The organism is Paraburkholderia sp. 2C (genome assembly GCF_054589215.1).
On the sequence record NZ_BAAILL010000011.1, the window covers coordinates 57786 to 74159 of the forward strand.

The 16374-nt window shown below is 67.5% G+C and carries 13 protein-coding genes and 1 pseudogene; 7 read left to right on the forward strand and 7 right to left on the reverse strand.

Annotated features, from left to right (window positions below; genetic code table 11):
• Positions 1-158 precede the first annotated feature (158 nt).
• From ACYPXD_RS01760 to ACYPXD_RS01785, 6 genes and pseudogenes are all read left to right on the forward strand, one after another.
• Positions 159-713: pseudogene (locus ACYPXD_RS01760) on the forward strand (RNA polymerase sigma factor); the annotation flags it as partial.
• A gap of 145 nt (positions 714-858) precedes the next feature.
• Complete coding sequence (locus ACYPXD_RS01765) at positions 859-1344, forward strand: hypothetical protein (RefSeq protein ID WP_459706757.1); 486 nt, start codon at positions 859-861, stop codon at positions 1342-1344.
• The gene (locus tag ACYPXD_RS01770) at positions 1341-1862 is read left to right on the forward strand and encodes a periplasmic heavy metal sensor (RefSeq protein ID WP_459706759.1); all 522 of its coding nucleotides are present in this window, start codon (positions 1341-1343) and stop codon (positions 1860-1862) included. The genes ACYPXD_RS01765 and ACYPXD_RS01770 overlap by 4 nt, the downstream gene beginning before the upstream one ends.
• Positions 1863-1944: 82 nt before the next feature.
• Positions 1945-3492, forward strand: coding sequence for a DUF1800 domain-containing protein (locus ACYPXD_RS01775; protein ID WP_459706761.1), 1548 nt, complete (start codon positions 1945-1947; stop codon positions 3490-3492).
• Positions 3493-3500: 8 nt separating this feature from the next.
• The gene (locus ACYPXD_RS01780) at positions 3501-4661 is read left to right on the forward strand and encodes a DUF1501 domain-containing protein (RefSeq protein ID WP_459706763.1); all 1161 of its coding nucleotides are present in this window, start codon (positions 3501-3503) and stop codon (positions 4659-4661) included.
• A 126-nt stretch (positions 4662-4787) separates the two neighbouring features.
• Positions 4788-6299, forward strand: coding sequence for an amidohydrolase family protein (locus ACYPXD_RS01785; protein ID WP_459706765.1), 1512 nt, complete (start codon positions 4788-4790; stop codon positions 6297-6299).
• A 64-nt stretch (positions 6300-6363) separates the two neighbouring features.
• Here ACYPXD_RS01785 and ACYPXD_RS01790 read toward each other — a convergent pair whose 3' ends face one another.
• The 5 genes from ACYPXD_RS01790 to ACYPXD_RS01810 form a co-directional block, all read right to left on the reverse strand.
• On the reverse strand, positions 6364-7974 hold the full coding sequence (locus tag ACYPXD_RS01790) for an ABC transporter ATP-binding protein (RefSeq protein WP_459706767.1): 1611 nt from the start codon (positions 7972-7974) through the stop codon (positions 6364-6366).
• A 70-nt stretch (positions 7975-8044) separates the two neighbouring features.
• Positions 8045-8974, reverse strand: a complete 930-nt coding sequence (locus ACYPXD_RS01795; protein WP_459706769.1) for an ABC transporter permease — start codon at positions 8972-8974, stop codon at positions 8045-8047.
• Entirely contained in the window at positions 8974-10119 is a 1146-nt protein-coding gene (locus tag ACYPXD_RS01800) for an ABC transporter permease (protein WP_459706771.1), read from the reverse strand. The genes ACYPXD_RS01795 and ACYPXD_RS01800 overlap by 1 nt, the downstream gene beginning before the upstream one ends.
• Positions 10120-10148: 29 nt before the next feature.
• Positions 10149-11258 carry a BMP family ABC transporter substrate-binding protein gene (locus ACYPXD_RS01805; RefSeq protein ID WP_459706773.1) on the reverse strand — a complete coding sequence of 370 codons (1110 nt, stop codon included), beginning with the start codon at positions 11256-11258 and terminating at the stop codon, positions 10149-10151.
• Between the two features lie 91 nt (positions 11259-11349).
• On the reverse strand, positions 11350-12147 hold the full coding sequence (locus ACYPXD_RS01810; RefSeq protein ID WP_459706775.1) for a GntR family transcriptional regulator: 798 nt from the start codon (positions 12145-12147) through the stop codon (positions 11350-11352).
• A gap of 392 nt (positions 12148-12539) precedes the next feature.
• Here ACYPXD_RS01810 and ACYPXD_RS01815 point away from each other — a divergent pair, with 392 nt between their 5' ends.
• Entirely contained in the window at positions 12540-13511 is a 972-nt protein-coding gene (locus tag ACYPXD_RS01815) for a polysaccharide deacetylase family protein (protein WP_459706976.1), read from the forward strand.
• Here ACYPXD_RS01815 and ACYPXD_RS01820 read toward each other — a convergent pair.
• Together ACYPXD_RS01820 and ACYPXD_RS01825 are read right to left on the reverse strand one after the other, a co-directional pair.
• Positions 13508-14374 carry an intradiol ring-cleavage dioxygenase gene (locus ACYPXD_RS01820; RefSeq protein WP_459706777.1) on the reverse strand — a complete coding sequence of 289 codons (867 nt, stop codon included), beginning with the start codon at positions 14372-14374 and terminating at the stop codon, positions 13508-13510. The genes ACYPXD_RS01815 and ACYPXD_RS01820 overlap by 4 nt on opposite strands.
• A gap of 180 nt (positions 14375-14554) precedes the next feature.
• Positions 14555-16270 (reverse strand): alkaline phosphatase family protein, encoded by a 1716-nt coding sequence (locus ACYPXD_RS01825; protein WP_459706780.1) that lies wholly within the window; start codon positions 16268-16270, stop codon positions 14555-14557.
• Positions 16271-16374 lie beyond the last annotated feature (104 nt).

Here is a 16374-nt window from a genome sequence, read left to right on the forward strand (position 1 = left end):
GGACTAGCCCGGCGCGGTGAGGAGCCGCGCACCTCGCTGGAACGCGTCCGAAGCCGCTCGCACCCGCTTATACCGGCACGGAGCAGAACAAGGGAGCAGAACAGCATGGCCATCGCGCAGCACACGATCCCTCGGCAAGTCGAGCAGGACGCCGCGCATTGAGCGACGCCGAACGCGACCGCGACGCCGACCCCGACGCGGCCCTCGTTGCGCGCGTCGCCCGCGCCGATCCCGCAGCCGTACGCGCGCTCGTCGCGCGCAAGCTGCCGCGGCTGCTCGCGCTCGCGACACGGATGCTCGGAGACCGTATGGAAGCCGAAGATGTCGCGCAGGAAGCCTTCGTGCGGATCTGGAAGCACGCGCCGCGCTGGCGCGAAGGCGAGGCACGCTTCGACACGTGGCTACACCGCGTCGCGCTGAACCTCTGCTACGACCGCTTGCGCGCGAGCCGCGACGAACCGGTCGACGACCTGCCCGACAGCGTCGATCCGGCTCCGCCGCCCGACGCGCGTCTCGAAGCGCACGCGCGCGACGCGAGCGTACGCGCGGCGCTCGCGGCCCTGCCCGCGCGGCAGCGCGAGGCGATCGTGCTGCAGTACTACCAGGAGCTGTCGAATCTCGACGCGGCCGCGGTGATGGGCATCACCGTCGATGCGCTCGAAAGTTTGCTCTCGCGGGCACGCCGCCATATGCGCGCGACGCTCGCGGCGGCGCCCGATGCGAAGCCCGCTCCCCGGCTCGTCTCGCCCTCCGCGTCGCGAGACGCGGCGGAGCCGTCGCTGCCCGATGAAAAGCCCGCACCGCCGCCGCCACAACCGGCCACGCCACACCCGCAGGACACACGCACAAGGACTTCCGATGACACCTGACCGATTCCGCACGATCGTCGATGCGTATGGCGCCGATGCGCGTCATTGGCCGGCCGGCGAGCGCGCGGCCGCGCTCGCGTGGGCCGAAGCGCATCGCGACGAAGCGCACGCGCTGGTAAGCGCCGCCGCGCAACTCGACGCATGGCTCGCCACCGACACGCCACCGCAGCCCGACGCCGCGCTGACACACCGCATCATCGCATCGGCGCCGGCATGGGTGCCGGCATTGGCGCCGGCGTGGTCGCCGCACGGCCGCGCGTCTCGCACGGCACGCTCGCCGCGCGCACGCGTCTGGTGGTCCGGCGCCGCGTTGATCGGCGCGGGCCTCGCGGGCGCGCTGGCCGGCGCCTTCATCGTGTCGTTCGTCCTGCTCGCGGGCAGCCCGCCGCCGGGCACTTCGTCCGGTACGGCATCGGATACGCCGCCGCTCGCCACCAGCTTCGACGGCGCAACCGCCGACTGGAGCGGCGAATGAACGGACACTCGCTGAAATGGGCGCTTGTCGCCTCGCTCGTGCTCAACATTTTTCTGCTCGGCGCGATAGCGGGCGGCACCTATCAATGGTTCGCGAGCCGCCCGCGCGCCGCCGCGGGCGTCGTCCCGACTCAGGCGCAGGCACAGACGCAGCCGCACGCCTTGCGCTTCGCCGCCGATCAGCTCTCCGACGAACGCCGGCAGCAATTCGCACAAGACCTGCAGCAAGCGCGCCGCGACGGCCGCACATATGTACGCTCCGGCCGCGAAGGGCGCCGCGATGTGCTGCGTCTGCTCGGCGAGGCGGAGCTGAACCGCCCGGCGCTCGACGCCGCGCTTGCCCGCACGCGCAATGCCGATGAAGCACTGCGCGCGCGCGTCGAGCAAAGCGTGGCCGATTTCGCCGCGTCGTTGTCGCCGCAAGAGCGCGCGCAGTTCGCGGACAGCCTGCGCGAATACGGCCAATGGCGGCAACCCGCGCCCAAACAGCAGCCGGCGTCGAAAGCGGCCAGTCAATAAATCTTCGAGCACAGCGACGGATTGAGGCGCGACTTCCGTGTAACGGACAGACATAGCCGATGCTTGCAAAGAAGGAATGCCGATGAACGATGCCAATGACGCAGCTTCCACCGCCCACGCCGCCATTGCGCTGAACCGCTTCGGTCTCGGCGCGAACGCGAACGAGCCTGCGCCGCCCGACCCGAAGGCGTGGCTGCTCGCGCAGTTCGACCATTACGATCCGCGCCCGCCGGCGTGGTCGCGCGAGCCCGACTCGGCAACGCTCGTCGTCGACTTCGTGCAACGCCAGCGCGAAGTGCGCGAGATGCGCAAAAACGGAAAGGATGCCGCAGCATCGGGTGCGATAAGTACGGCGAACAATAGGGATAGCGGCGCGCCCTCCATGCAAGCGCCACAGGCGCCGCAACCCGCATCCGCCACCGCCGGCGCGCAAACGGCCGCGCAACAGGCGCGCAAGGCTTTGCGCACCGACATCGTCAGTACCTACCGCGACGCAGTGAACGCCCGCGTGCTCAGCGCACTGAACACGCAAACGCCGTTCGTCGAACGCCTCGTTCACTTCTGGGCGAACCACTTCGCGATCTCGACGGAAAAGCCGCCCGTCGCCGTTCTGGCCGGTGCATTCGAAGCCGAAGCGATACGCCCGCATGTGCTCGGCCGTTTCGAAGACATGCTCGTCGCCGTCGAACGTCATCCGGCAATGCAGTTTTTTCTCGACCAGACGAACTCGGTCGGGCCCGACAGCATCGCGGCCATGCGTACCGCACAGCGTCATCCGACGCGCCCGCGCGGGCTCAACGAGAACCTCGCGCGCGAGATCATGGAGCTGCATACGCTCGGGGCGCGCAGCGGCTACACGCAGCAGGACGTCACCGAATTCGCGCGGGCGATGACGGGCTGGAGCATTGCGTTGCCGCTCGCGCGCGCAGGCGGTGGCGACGCGCCCGCTCGCCCCGCCCCCGCGGAACCGGGCCGCTTCGTCTTCCGCCTCGCGCAGCACGAACCGGGCGCGCGCACCGTAACCGGACGCCAGTACGATCAGACCGGCGAAGCCCAACCGCTCGCCGTATTGCACGACTTCGCGGCATCGCCCGCCACCGCGCACCATATCGCGGACAAACTGGCGCGCCACTTTATCTCGGACACGCCGCCGCCCGACGCCGTCTCGCGCATCGCGACCGCGTTCACGCAAAGCGGGGGCGATCTGCCGGCCGTTTATCGCGCCCTGATCGATGCGCCGCAGGCCTGGTCGGGCGCTTCCGCAAAATTCAAATCGCCGTGGGAGTGGACGATTTCGGCCATGCGCGGCCTCGGCTGGCAAGACCTCGGCGATCTGCAAACCGCCGCGCTTTTCACGCAGCTCGGCCAACCGGTCTGGCGGCCGGGCTCCCCCGCGGGCTACGACGACGTCGCGGCGAGCTGGGCATCGCCCGATGCGCTGCTGCGCCGTGTCGAACTCGCGCAGCGGCTCGCGTCGCGTGTCGGCGACCGGCTCGATGCGCGCACGCTCGGCGAGCGTCTGTTCGCGGGCTCGCTCAGCACGCCGACGGCGATTGCCGTATCGCGCGCCGAAAGCGCGTCGACGGCGCTTGCGCTGCTCTTTGTCTCACCTGATTTCCAGCGGAGGTAAGCATCGTGATGTCCCGCCGTCGTTTTATCCGCGTCGCGGCCGCCGGCGCGGGCGCGCTGCTTGTCGCGCCGCTTTCGATCCCCAACATCGCGTTCGCGCGCGCCGATACCGAACGCCGCTTCGTGTTCGTGATCCAGCGCGGCGCGGCCGATGGGCTCAACATCGTCATGCCGTATGGCGACCCGGCGTATGCATCGCTACGCGGCTCGCTGGCAATGGACCCGGCGAACACGACCAGGCTCGACGGCATGTTCGCTTTGCATCCGTCGCTCGCGGAAACGTCGAAGATGTACGCCGCGCATGAGGCGCTGTTCGTGCACGCCGTCGCGTCGCCCTATCGCGACCGCTCGCATTTCGACGGACAGAACGTGCTCGAAACCGGCGGCACGGCGCCGTATCAGGTGAAGGACGGCTGGCTCAACCGCCTGGCCGGACTGCTGCCGCGCGGGCCCGATGCGATCGCGTTCGCACCGTCGGTGCCGATGGCGCTGCGCGGCAAGACGGCGGTGACGTCCTACGCGCCATCCGCCTTGCCGCCCGCGCAGGATGACCTGATGATGCGCGTCACGCAGCTCTACGAGCACGACGCGCAGTTGAAACCGCTATGGGACGCGGCGACCGCGACACGCGCGATGGTCGGCGATGCGGGCACACGCGCACGCCAGGACGCCGGCACACTCGGCACATTCGCCGCGACGCTGCTCGCACGCGACGACGGCCCGCGCATCGCGATGATCGAAACCGCCGGCTGGGACACGCACAGCGCGCAAACGCAACGGCTCGCGACGACGCTAAAAGGCCTCGACGCGCTGCTGGCCGCGCTGCGCGACGGACTCGGTCCGCACTGGGCGCACACCACCGTACTGGTCGCCACCGAGTTTGGACGCACCGCGGCCGAGAACGGCACGGGCGGCACCGATCACGGCACCGCATCGGCGGCGATGCTGATCGGCGGCGCGGTAGCAGGCGGCCGCGTGATCGCCGACTGGCCGGGCCTGCGCAAAACAGAGCTGTACGAGGGACGCGATCTGAAGCCGACCACCGCGCTCGATGCGTTGATCGCGGGCGTGGCTGCGGAAAGCCTGCGGCTCGATCCACAACGCACGGCATCGGCGCTGTTCGGGCAAACGGTCGCACAGCGGCATGTCGAGGGACTCGTGCGCGCGTGACGGAGCGGGCCGCGCCATTGCGGCTTTTTCTGGCTGGTTAGAATCGCGTACCCCCGAACCTGCCCGCACGGCGCGCGCGCCGATAAAGCGCGCGGTGCGGAATGAACGCAACCCAGGCTCCCGCCTATGAACCACTCGTACGACCGCAGCAGGCCATGCAGTTGGCTATTAGCCGACCCCGGCACGACGCCCGCGCAAGCCGGCATGTGCATGAGCATCGAAGACGGCCGCATTGCCGCGATCGAGCCTGCCCCTGAACCGCCTGCGCCGTACGACAAGCCGCGGCGCGTCGCGCTGCCCGCGCTCAGCAATGCGCACGATCACGGGCGCTATCTGCGCAGCGCGAGCGTCGGCGCGTTCGACAAGCCGCTCGAAAGCTGGCTGCCGTTTATGGGCCTCGCCCCCGGCGCCGACCCCTATCTCAGCGCCGCGGCCGCATTCGCCCGCTCGGTGCGTCATGGCGTCGCGAATCTGATGGTGCACTACACCCGCGTGCAGGGCGGCATGCCGTATGTCGACGAAGCACGCGCGGTCGCACGCGCCGCGCGTGACGTCGGCAACCGCATCGGCTTCGCGGTCGCGATGCGCGACCGCCAGGGCATCGCCTATTGCGACGACGCGACCGCGCTCGCCGCGCTGCGTCCCGCGATCCGCGCCGCAGTGGCCGAGCAGCTCGCCGTCAAACCGGTGTCGGCGCAGCAGCAGCTTGCGCTTGTCGACGATGTCGCCCGCATGATCGACAGCGAAGGCTATGGCGAGCACGTGACGGTTCAATATGGACCGACCGGCGTCCAGTGGTGCTCGACGCCGTTGCTCGCGGCGATCGCGCAGGCTTCGGCCGACCATGACCGCCCGGTCCATCTGCATTTGCTGGAGACGCGCTATCAGCGTGCATGGGCCGATCGCACGCACCCGCAAGGCATCGTCCGCTATCTCGACGATCTCGGCCTGCTCAGTCCGCGGCTCACGCTCGCGCACTGCGTGTACGCGCGTCCCGACGAACTCGCGCAGCTTGCCGAGCGCGGCGTGACGATCGCCGTCAACACGAGTTCGAATCTGTATCTGAAATCCGGCATCGCGCCCGTGCCCGAGATGTTGCGGCACGGCTGCCAGATCGCGCTCGGCCTCGATTGCACGGGTCTCGACGAGGACAACGATGCGCTGCGCGAGTTGCGCCTCGCGTATCAGTTGCACCGCGGCTGGGGCTTCGACGTCACCATGACGCGCGCGCAGCTATGGGCGTTCGCCGCACAAAACGGCCGGCGCAGTGTGCTCGGCACGCGTGCCGGCGCGCTGCCCGGCGGGCGGCTCGAGGTCGGCGCGGCCGCCGATTTCATGCTCGTCGACTGGGATGCGCTCGACGACGACGCGCTGTTCCCGGTCGAACCGTTCGAGCTACTGCTCGCCCGCGGCAGCGGCGCGCATATCGACGAAGTCGTGATCGGCGGCCGAACCGTGGTGGCCGGCGGCCGCGTGCGCGGCGTCGACGAAGCGGCGTTGCGCACCGAACTGATCGGCCAGTTGCGCGCCCGCATCGACGCGCAGCCGTCGGTGCGCGCATGGCGCGAAACGCTCGACGCGCTGTCCGACGATCTCGGCCCGTTCTATCGAACCAGCGCGTGGTTCGGCTGCTGCTGAGCGGCGCCGGTTGCGCGCGAAGCGATGCGGCGCCGCTCCTCGCGGCGTGCGCGTGGCGTGCGCCTCACGCCTGCGCGGCGTATCGGCGATCCGCGGCCGCCGTGGACGCCTCGCCGGCCATCGCACGCGCAATCGCCGGCTGATCGGTCTCGCTCGCGGGCGCGTCGTACACGATGCGCCCTTCGCTCATGACCGCGACGCGGTCCGCGAGTTCGAGAATCTCGTCGAGGTCCTCCGAGATCAGCAGCACGGCCGCGCCGCGGTTGCGCTGCTCGACGATCCGCGCGCGAATCTCGGCCGCGGACGCGAAGTCGAGACCGAAACACGGATTCGCGACAATCAGAACATCGACCTCGCCCGACAGCTCACGCGACAAAATTGCACGCTGCACGTTGCCGCCCGACAGGTTGCCGATCGGCTCGTCCGGCGACGCCGTCTTCACGCGGTACGCGGCAATCAGCCCGAGCGCGTGACGGCGGATGCGCGCCGGCGACAGCCAGCCGCAGAAGCCGCGCAGCCCCGGCGCGTCGAACACGCGAAACGCGATGTTTTCGGCCACCGTCATATGCGCGACCGCCGCATTGCGCAGCGGCTCCTCAGGCAGGCAGAACACCTTGCCGGCGCGCATCTGCGCGCGCCGCGGCCGGTAGGCCCGGCCGCCGACGAGCATGTGCCCGCCGCTTGCCTCACGCTGACCCGACAGCACTTCGACGAGTTGCGCCTGACCGTTGCCCGACACACCAGCGATGCCGACTACTTCGCCCGCGCGCACCGGGAGACTCACCTCGCGCACCGCCGGCAGGCCGTCGTCGTCATCCGCGCTCACGCGCTCGAGTTCGAGCGCGACCGGCTGCTGCGCGAGATCCCACGCCCGACGCGGCGCGGCTTCGCGAAGCACCGCGTCGCCGACCATCATGCGGCTCATCGCATCGACCGACAGTTCACCGACCGTCCCCGCGCCCGCCAGCCGGCCGCGCCGCAGCACGCTGACCTCGTCCGCGTATTGCATCACCTCGCGAAACTTGTGGCTGATCATGATGACGGTGAGCCCTTCGCTGCGCGTGAGCGTGCGCAGCAGCGTCAGCACTTCGTCGGCCTCGCCGGGCGTGAGGGCCGACGTCGGTTCGTCGAGAATCAGCAGGCGCCGGGCGAGATAGAGCTGCTTCAGAATTTCGAGCTTTTGCCGCTCGCCGGCCGCGAGACTCGCGACTGGCCGCTCGAGCGGCACGCGCAACGGCATGCGCTCGAGAAAGGCACGCAGTTTCTGCTTCTCCGCGCGCCAGTCGATCAGCGACGGCACGTCGGCGCGCGCCATCACGAGGTTCTCCGCCGCGCTCAACGAAGGCACCAGCGTGAAGTGCTGATAGACCATGCCCATCCCGAGCCGGTGCGCGTCGCGGATACCGTCGATGGCCGCCTCGCGGTTGTCGAGCAGAACCTGTCCGCGCGTCGCCTTGTACTCGCCCATCACGCACTTGACGAGCGTCGACTTGCCCGCGCCGTTCTCGCCAAGCAACGCGTGGATCGTGCCCGCGCGCACCTTGATCGATACCTCGTCGAGCGCGACGTGTGCGCCGAAATGCTTCGTGATCCCGACCGTCTCGAGCGCGAGACCGGCACGGGCGGGCGAGTCGCCGGCACGCGGCGCGGCGGGTACCGCAGAGGAATACGTCATGATCGTCACCTGAAAGAAACCGCCGGCAGAGCGCGAGCCACGGGCGCGCCGGCGCCCGTGCCGGTTTGCCTCATCGGCGCGTAATCGACAGTTCGGCCGGCGCGCCCTTCAGGTTGCGGCGCGGCGACGACGACGCAACGAGCACGACGAGCGTCAGCATATAAGGCGCCGCGTTGAAGAAGTAATAACCCGACGTCACGCCGATGCTTTGCAGCGCGGGCCCGATCGCCCCCGCCGCGCCGAACAGCAAGGCGGCACCCACGCAGCCGAGCGGATGCCAGCGCGCGAAAATAACCAGCGCCACCGCCATCATCCCTTGCCCCGACGACAGTCCTTCGCTCCAGCTGCCCGGATACGACAGCGACAGGAACGCGCCGCCGACGCCCGCCATGAATCCGCCCAGCGCGGTCGCCACGAGCCGTACCGCGTCGACGCGATAGCCGGCCGCGCGCGCCGCGCTCGCCGAATCGCCGCACATGCGCACGACGAGTCCCCAACGCGTGCGCCGCAGCGCCCAGGCCAAGCCGATCGCGAGCACGATGCCGATCAGGAACAGCGGGTTGATCTGCAGCGCCGCGCGCACCTGCGGCAGCGCGGACCACGCGCCGAGCGCGAGCGACGGCAGATGCGGCGCATCGGGCTGGATATACGGCTTGCCGAAGAAAAAAGCGAGCCCGGTGCCGAACAGCATCAGCGCAATGCCGATCGCAATGTCGCTCACGCGCGGCAGCCGGCAGATCGCGCCGTGCAGCGCGCCGAAGGCGACGCCGGCAAAACCGGCGCACAGCGTGCCGAGCCACGGCGACTGCGTGTGGAAGCTCACGGCATAGGCCGCCATCGCGCCGAACACGAGCGTGCCTTCGAGACCCAGGTTGATGCGTCCGGACTTTTCGGTCAGGCATTCGCCGAGACTGACGAAGAGAAAAGGCGTCGACACGCGAATCGCGCCGGCGAGCATCGCGAGCGGGACCGCCCAGATGCCGATATCGGTCGTGGCCATCATGGTTGTCCGTCGAGGTCGGGCACGCCGCGCGCAGCCCGGAAGATCGCAAAACGCCCGTACAACGTCTCGCTCACGAGCAGCACCACGAACAGCGTGCCCTCGAGCAGCAGCACGGTCGCATCGGGCAGATCGAGCCGCCGCTGGATCAGGCCGCCCGACGCCGAAATGCCGCCGACCAGAATCGCCACCGGCACGATCGCAAGCGCATGGTGACGCGCGAGAAAGGACACGAGAATGCCGGAAAAGCCGTAGCCCGCCGCGAGCGACGCATTCGCGCGGCCCTGCACCGCGGCCACTTCGAAATAGCCGGCAAGCCCCGCGCACGCGCCGGCGAGCGCGCACGCCGCGACGATCAGCCGTCCGACCGGCAAACCCTGCGCACGCGCGGCGCGCAGGTTGCCGCCGGTCAGCCGTGCCGCGAAGCCGAACGTCGTGCGGCGCATCAGGATCCACGCCGCGAGCGCAACTGCGACGCTGACCGCGAGGCCCCAATGCACGCTGGTGCCGGGAATATTGCCGACCATGTTCGCGTCGCCGATCGGCCGCGTCGACGATTTGATCGGACTCGCCGGATCGCGCAGCGGTCCTTCGACGAAGAAGTTCAGGATCGCGATCGCGAGGTACGACATCAGAAGGCTCGAGATGGTCTCGTTCGCGCCGCGCAAATGCCGCAACGCGCCGACCGCGCCGATCCACGCGGCGCCGCTCGCGAGCGCGGCCGCGACCATGGCGGTCGTGACGAGCGCGGGCGCCGCGCCGCCGCCGAACGGCAGTGCCGCGCAGGCGGCCGCGAAGCCGCCGAGCACGAGCGCGCCTTCACCGCCTATCACGACCAGACCCAGCTGCGCCGGAATCGCGACGGTCAGCGCGGTGAACACGAGCGGCGCCGCGCGCACGAGCGTGTTCTGCAGCGAAAACCAGGTGCCGAAACCGCCGCGCCACACCAGTTCGAAGAACTCGCCCGGCGCGACGCCGAGTGCGAGCAGCAGCACCGAAAAGAGCGACGCGGCGCCGCACACGGCGAGCGCTGAAATCGTCACCATTTCGGCGCCCTGGCGCAGCGGCAAGAAGCGCTCGCGGCGCTCGCGTACACCGGCGGCGCTTGCCGGCGGTGTGATGGATTGCGTCGAATCGCTCGCCATACCCGATTGCACAGTGGAAACGGTGAGAGTCAGGCGATCGAACCGACCACGCCCTCGACGAGGTAGTCGGTCTGATCGAGGAACGGATCGTAATTGCCGTAGGTCTTGTCGATTACGATCTTGCCGGTATTGCTGCGGATCGGACCGACATAGATCGGCTTTCCCGCTTTCAGATCGGCGATCGCCGCGAGCGCCGCATTGCGCGCCTGCGGGGTCGCCCCCGCGCCGAATGGCGTGCTCGCGACCAGATCCTTGTCGTAGCCGCCGTACAGCACGTTCGGCAGTTTGCGGCCCGCGGCGATATCGGTCGCGTAGCCCTTGTACGCGGTTTCCCATTTCGCCTCGGCGCCGGTGATGAAACCTTTCGGCGCGAGCGCGGCCTGCGACGTGTTGTGACCGCAACTCTTCACGCCGTGCTGCTCAGCCGTTTCGACGACGACCTTCGGACTGTCGACGTGACACGCGATCACATCGCAGCCGCCCGAGATCAGCGCATTGGTCGCCTCGGCTTCGCGCACCGGCAGCGTCCAGTCGCCGGTGAAGATCAGCCTGACCGAGGCGTGCGGGTTCACCTTGCGCACGCCGAGCATGAACGAGTTGATCGTGCGCAATACGATGCCGATCGGCTTTGCCGCGACATAGCCGATCTGATTTGTTTTGGTCGACAGGCCGGCCGCCACGCCGTTCACGTAATGGCCCTGGTCGCGATACGCGAAATAGCCGCCGAGGTTGTTCGGCTGCTTCGCCGGGTCCCATAGCCGGCTCGCGTGGCGGAATTGCACGTTCGGATAGGCGCGCGAGAGATCGACCATGTAGGGATCGAAGTAGCCGAACGACGTGCCGAGAATCAGCGACGCGCCATCGAGCTGGATCATCGACTCCATCGTCTTGCGCACCGCGATCGTCTCGGGCACGTTTTCTTCTTCGACCACATTGACGTTGGGCAGCGCACGCAGCGCTTGCGCGGCCAGCGCGTGCGACTGGTTCCAGCCGAAATCGTCGCGCGGCCCGACATAGACGATGCCGACCGTCAGCTTGTCCTTCGCGGCCGCGAGCCGCGGCATCATGCCGGCGGCGAGGCCAGCCGCGCCGGCGCCGGACAGGGCGAGAAATTGTCGTCGATTGATTCGCTGCTTCATCTGCGTTCGCTCCAGGCGTAGGTTCGATTGATTCGATTAGTGTGTTCAGGCGTGCGGGAAAAAGACTTCACTGACGCGGCCGGCGGACGTCTCATGCGCCGCGCGTTCGCTTCGGGGCCCGCTCGCGTGATTCGCGTGATCCTTGTGGTTCGCGTGGTTTGCGGGCGGCACGCTTCGCGGCGGCTGACGGCTGGTCCGCGGGCGCGAAAGCCGCCGAATAGCGCCCGAGTATGTCGACGATGTCGGGCCGCGCCACCTCGGCGCGGTCGACCAGCGAACGCGCCTCGAGCGCTTGCAGATGGTCGCTCATCAATTGCTGCGCAAGCGCCGCGTCGCGCTTGCGCAGCGCGGCGATCAGCGTGCGGTGTTCGCGCATGCCGCACTCCTGCGACGGTTCATGACCGTGCACCGCGAGAATCAGCGAGCAACGCGATACGACCTCCGACACGTAGCGCTCCATCAGCGCATTGCCGCTCAGTTGCGCCAGCAGCATGTGAAACTCGCTAGCGACGCGCAGCTCGAGCTTCGCGCCGGCGCCGCGCGCCGCCTCTTCGCGGCGTACATGTTCGTCGAGCAACGCGACGAACCCGGGCTGCCAGTTCTGCACCACCAGACGCACGACCTCCACCTCGAGGCAGCGGCGCACTTCGAACACCGCCTTCGCTTCTTCCCGGCTCGGCCGCGCCACGGTCGCGCTGCGCTTGTTGCCGGTATCGATCAGGCCTTCGTTCGCGAGCCGCGCGAGCGCCGCGCGAATCAGCGTGCGGCTCACGCCGAAATGCGCCGCGAGCGCATCCTCGGGCAGCTTCGTGCCGGGCACGAGCGCCTGTTCGACGATGGCTTGCCGCATCGACAGATAGGCGACATCGGCACGGCTGACTGGCGTCATGAAAGAGATCAGTAAGAGAAGCGAAGCGGGCGGCGCATGACGATGTGCGCCGGAAAATGGACGCGGTGAATCGCAACATGTATGCCAGATGGCTGTGTTCGGTATGCAAGATGTGCGGTGCCGCGTACGCAGCGTCGTTGTGCGTCGCATGTCGCCACAGCGGTGTCCGCGCCGTGCCTGCCTCGCAGCGCATCGGCACGCCCGTTGTTGGCGCGCGCATGCGCCAGATAGGCGAATCCTCACCCCGTTTTGGTACACAGTTTTGACCGCTTGCCGGATACGACAAATCGACGTATTGTCGACAACGATTTTTTGGGCAGATGCTCAGGAAACCCGATCATCGCGTGCGTGATTTCCCGCGCCGCATGGTCTTTGTCAATATCGTCAAAAACATGAAAGAAACCCTCGACGTCCGCGCCGCCGGCGCGGCTGCGATCGATCCGCTAGCGACACATGGCCGCTTTCCGTATCGCGCGATCACTGACGCGGACGCGTTCAGCTGGCCCGGCGACAAGCGGCTCGCCGTCTATCTCGGCTTCAATATCGAGCACTTCGCATTCGGCAGCGGGCTGGGCGCCGCGCTCGGGCCGATATCGCCGGAGCCTGACGTGCTCAACTACAGTTGGCGCGAGTACGGCAACCGCGTCGGCGTATGGCGTTGCCTCGAGCTGTTCGATCAGCTCGACATGCCGGCCGGCGTGCTGATCAATACCTCGCTTTACGATCATTGTCCGGAAGTGATCGACGCATGCGTCGCCCGCGGCGACGAACTGATCGGACACGGCCATACGAACTCGCAACGGCAGGGCACGCTGTCCGAGGCCGATGAACGGGCCCTGCTCGTGCGCTGCCGCGACCGGATCGCCGCGCATGCGGGCACGCCGCCGGCCGGCTGGCTATCCCCGTGGATTTCGGAGTCGCTTGCCACACCGGATCTGCTTGCCGAAACCGGCTATGGCTACACGCTGAACTGGTGTCACGACGACCGCCCGGTCCGGATGGCCACGCGCGGCGGTCCGCTCTGGTCGATTCCGTATCCGCAGGAACTCAACGATCTGCCGATGATCATCGGCCGCCAACTGGACGGCTGCGCGTTTGCCGACATGATCATCGATCAGTTCGACGAAATGCGCGAGCAGGTGCACACCAGCCGATGTCCGCAAGCGCTGGTGATGGGCATCGCATTGCATCCGTACCTGGTCGGACAGCCTTATCGTCTGCGACACCTGCGACGCGCGCTGAAGCACATTGCCGAGGCCCGCGCGCAAGGCGACGTCTGGATCACCACACCCGGCGCCATTGCGCGCCACATGGATGCCATGGAAAGCGCGGGGCTCGTGCGCGCGGATGCTCCGCCGCGCTAAGGTTTTGCGCGGTTCAGCACAAAGTCGAACTCGAGCGTATAAAACGGCGCCGCCATCCGCGTGCCATCCGGCGCCACGCCCGCATCGTGCCGCACCCAGGGCGCAATCAACGAAGACCGCACACCGAACACGGCGTCCGAGTCGAGATACGGGTCGCCTTCGCGAAACACATGCGTGACGAGCCGTTCATAGCCGGGCGCCGTGATCATGAAATGCAGATGCGCGGGCCGCCACGGATGCCGGCCCAGCCCATCGAGCATGCGGCCCACCGGCCCGTCGTGCGGAATCGGATACGGCTCGCCGACAATCGAGCGGAAGTGGTAGCTGCCGTCCGCGCGGCTATGCAGCGCGCCGCGGCCGCGATGCCCGCCGTCGTCCGGGTATTGAACATCGTAGAGACCGTCGGCATCGGCCTGCCAGACTTCGATGCGCGCATTGGGCACCGGCTCGCCATCGAGGCCTCTGATTTTCCCCGACACGAAACACGGCATCCCCGTTGCGCCGTTCGCGACATCCGCGCCGTTCTCGTACTCGGGTGCGCCTTCGACGAAGAACGGGCCGAATACGGTCGCCTCCGTGCAGCCGGCAGGCTTGCGGTTCGCCATGGCGACCACCAGCATGGAGAGTCCGAGCGTATCCGAGAGCAGGATAAATTCCTGGCGCTTTTCATCGCTCATGTGACCGACCTCCGTCAGAAAGCGAATGCCCGCTTCCCATTCGCTTTCGGTGAGGTTCACTTCGCGTGCGAACGCGTGCAAGTGACGCACAAGGCTGCCGACCACCTCCTTGAGCCTCGCATTGCCCGCGTGCTCATGCCGCGCGAGCACGGCATCGGTGATCGTGTTCTCGTCGAGATTGCGCATGATGCCTGCCCCTGTGTCAGAAATTCCCGTTCGTCAACTCAGTGTGTACCGAGCGTCAACAAGCGTGAACCGATCATGACACAGGCGAGCAGGCGATACCGGCCACATGAAACTCCGGCATGCGAAGCAATGTAGCGCCGGCGCGAAGCGCTCACGCCGGCGCCCGCAAACTACTCCGACTTAAAAACGGCCGTGATCGAACTGCGGCAGCACGGGCGTGCCTTCGAGCGCGACCGAATGCAGCAATGCGGGCTCGAGGCCGAGGACACGCAGAATGGTCGGCGCAACCTGTGTGGTCAGCACCGGCGCATCGACCGTACGACCCGCATTGTGCGCGCCGTGCGCACCTTGCGCATCGGGCACGTACATCACGAGGCCAAGATGGCTGTCGTCGGGCGCGTTGCCGCCGTGCTCTTCGTCCTTCGACGTGCTCGACGTATAAATCACGCCAGGGTTCGGCTGCACGATGATGTCCGGCGTGCGGCCCAGCGCCGGGTCGCCGAAGCGCGCGGCCAGTTGCGGGCCCGACAGGATATAGGCCTGCGGCCCGTCCGCGCAGATGCCCGGCGCGTTGCAGCCGAGGTTGTCTTTCAGCGTCTTCACGACTGCCGCGCGTTGGCTCTGATCGCGCAGCCAGATCAGGCCGACGTCATCGGTCTGCACAAAGCCGGTATCGACAAGACCGGTGCCGTCGTTCAGATTGCCGCTCTTCGTCGCGGCCTGGCCGAAGTTGCCGTTCGGGTCGAGGAAGTTATTCGTTTCGAGCAGCTTCGTCAGCGTGTCGCCGTTCTTCACGAGCTTCGTGTGATCGGTCGGTGACTGCCCGTGCTTCGACGTCACGATGATCGCGGTCGACGTGTACAGGTTGCGCTGTTTAAGCTCGGTCACAAGACGGCCCAACGCGTTGTCGATATACGTGATCGCCGCGCTCACCTGCGGTCCCGGCGTGAAATCGGCATCGAGGTAGCCGCCGCCGCTCGCCACCGGCGCCTTCTGCGCGACGCTCAGGGTCTGAAAGTCGGCGCCGAACACGCTGGGCACAGGCGCGCCCGTCTGCCCCGTCGAATCCTTGCCGTCGATCTCGTTGAGCATCGCCTGCACGTGGAAATTGTCGAACGTTTCCGTATGCGTGAAGACGTCCGTGTAGTTGCTCTGCGTGGCGGGATCGATCGAGTTGATCTCGGTGCGCGCGAGATCGTCGACACCGGCGCCCGATGGCCCGTTGAGCCAGTCGTAGCCAAATGCGTGCTTGTCCGCCCACGCCGTGCGCGCGCCGCGCAGGTTTTGCTTGACCACCTCGAAGAGCGTATTGGTCTTCACATAGTTGTGCGGAAACACCGGTACGCAGGCGCCGTTGATGCGCGCATGCGGAATCGCCTGCGGGTTGAACGCGCCGCCGCCGTCGAGGTGGATCAGCGCGCCGCCGTTTTCCGCATCGATGCCGGTGGTCTCGTCGAACACGACATTCCAGCCCTGCTTGCCCGTGCACTGCGTGTCCGACGGCGCATACAGCGTGCGGTCGTACGACACGTCGTAGAACAACCCGGCCGTTTTCGGCGAACCGCCGGTCACAAGCGCGGCCAGGCCCGGAAACGAATCCGACAAACCGGGCGTGTGCGCATTCGTGTACGTGATGCCGGCCTTCGCCAGCAGCGCGAGATTCGGGCACGCATTCGCCGCGATGCAGCGCGCGACGTCCTGTTCATGCAAACCGTCGAAGCTGATCAGCAGCACATGTTGCACCGCCGCGCCATGATGGCCGTTGCCTTCGTTGTGTCCATCGTGATCCTGTCCGTCGCTCATCGCCACTGCGCCAGCCGCATGCATCGCGGCCAGCGAGACCGCAACCGCGCCAACCATGTACCGCACACGCATCGATTTCCTGATCGCCTTCATGTTTCCGTCCTTTCAGGTGGGGTGAAGTAATACTTGGTAATCGATGGCGAATTTGCAGGGCGATAAAGTCGTTTCCGTGATTTATCGCTTTCATATCGCTGAAT

Bases quoted from the DNA above. Each gene is read 5' to 3' on its own strand.
- ACYPXD_RS01765 (WP_459706757.1), top strand. From the start codon at position 859: ATGACACCTGACCGATTCCGCACGATCGTCGATGCGTATGGCGCCGAT.
- ACYPXD_RS01770 (WP_459706759.1), top strand. From the start codon at position 1,341: ATGAACGGACACTCGCTGAAATGGGCGCTTGTCGCCTCGCTCGTGCTC.
- ACYPXD_RS01775 (WP_459706761.1), top strand. From the start codon at position 1,945: ATGAACGATGCCAATGACGCAGCTTCCACCGCCCACGCCGCCATTGCG.
- ACYPXD_RS01780 (WP_459706763.1), top strand. From the start codon at position 3,501: ATGTCCCGCCGTCGTTTTATCCGCGTCGCGGCCGCCGGCGCGGGCGCG.
- ACYPXD_RS01785 (WP_459706765.1), top strand. From the start codon at position 4,788: ATGAACCACTCGTACGACCGCAGCAGGCCATGCAGTTGGCTATTAGCC.
- ACYPXD_RS01790 (WP_459706767.1), bottom strand. From the start codon at position 7,974: ATGACGTATTCCTCTGCGGTACCCGCCGCGCCGCGTGCCGGCGACTCG.
- ACYPXD_RS01795 (WP_459706769.1), bottom strand. From the start codon at position 8,974: ATGGCCACGACCGATATCGGCATCTGGGCGGTCCCGCTCGCGATGCTC.
- ACYPXD_RS01800 (WP_459706771.1), bottom strand. From the start codon at position 10,119: ATGGCGAGCGATTCGACGCAATCCATCACACCGCCGGCAAGCGCCGCC.
- ACYPXD_RS01805 (WP_459706773.1), bottom strand. From the start codon at position 11,258: ATGAAGCAGCGAATCAATCGACGACAATTTCTCGCCCTGTCCGGCGCC.
- ACYPXD_RS01810 (WP_459706775.1), bottom strand. From the start codon at position 12,147: ATGACGCCAGTCAGCCGTGCCGATGTCGCCTATCTGTCGATGCGGCAA.
- ACYPXD_RS01815 (WP_459706976.1), top strand. From the start codon at position 12,540: ATGAAAGAAACCCTCGACGTCCGCGCCGCCGGCGCGGCTGCGATCGAT.
- ACYPXD_RS01820 (WP_459706777.1), bottom strand. From the start codon at position 14,374: ATGCGCAATCTCGACGAGAACACGATCACCGATGCCGTGCTCGCGCGG.
- ACYPXD_RS01825 (WP_459706780.1), bottom strand. From the start codon at position 16,270: ATGAAGGCGATCAGGAAATCGATGCGTGTGCGGTACATGGTTGGCGCG.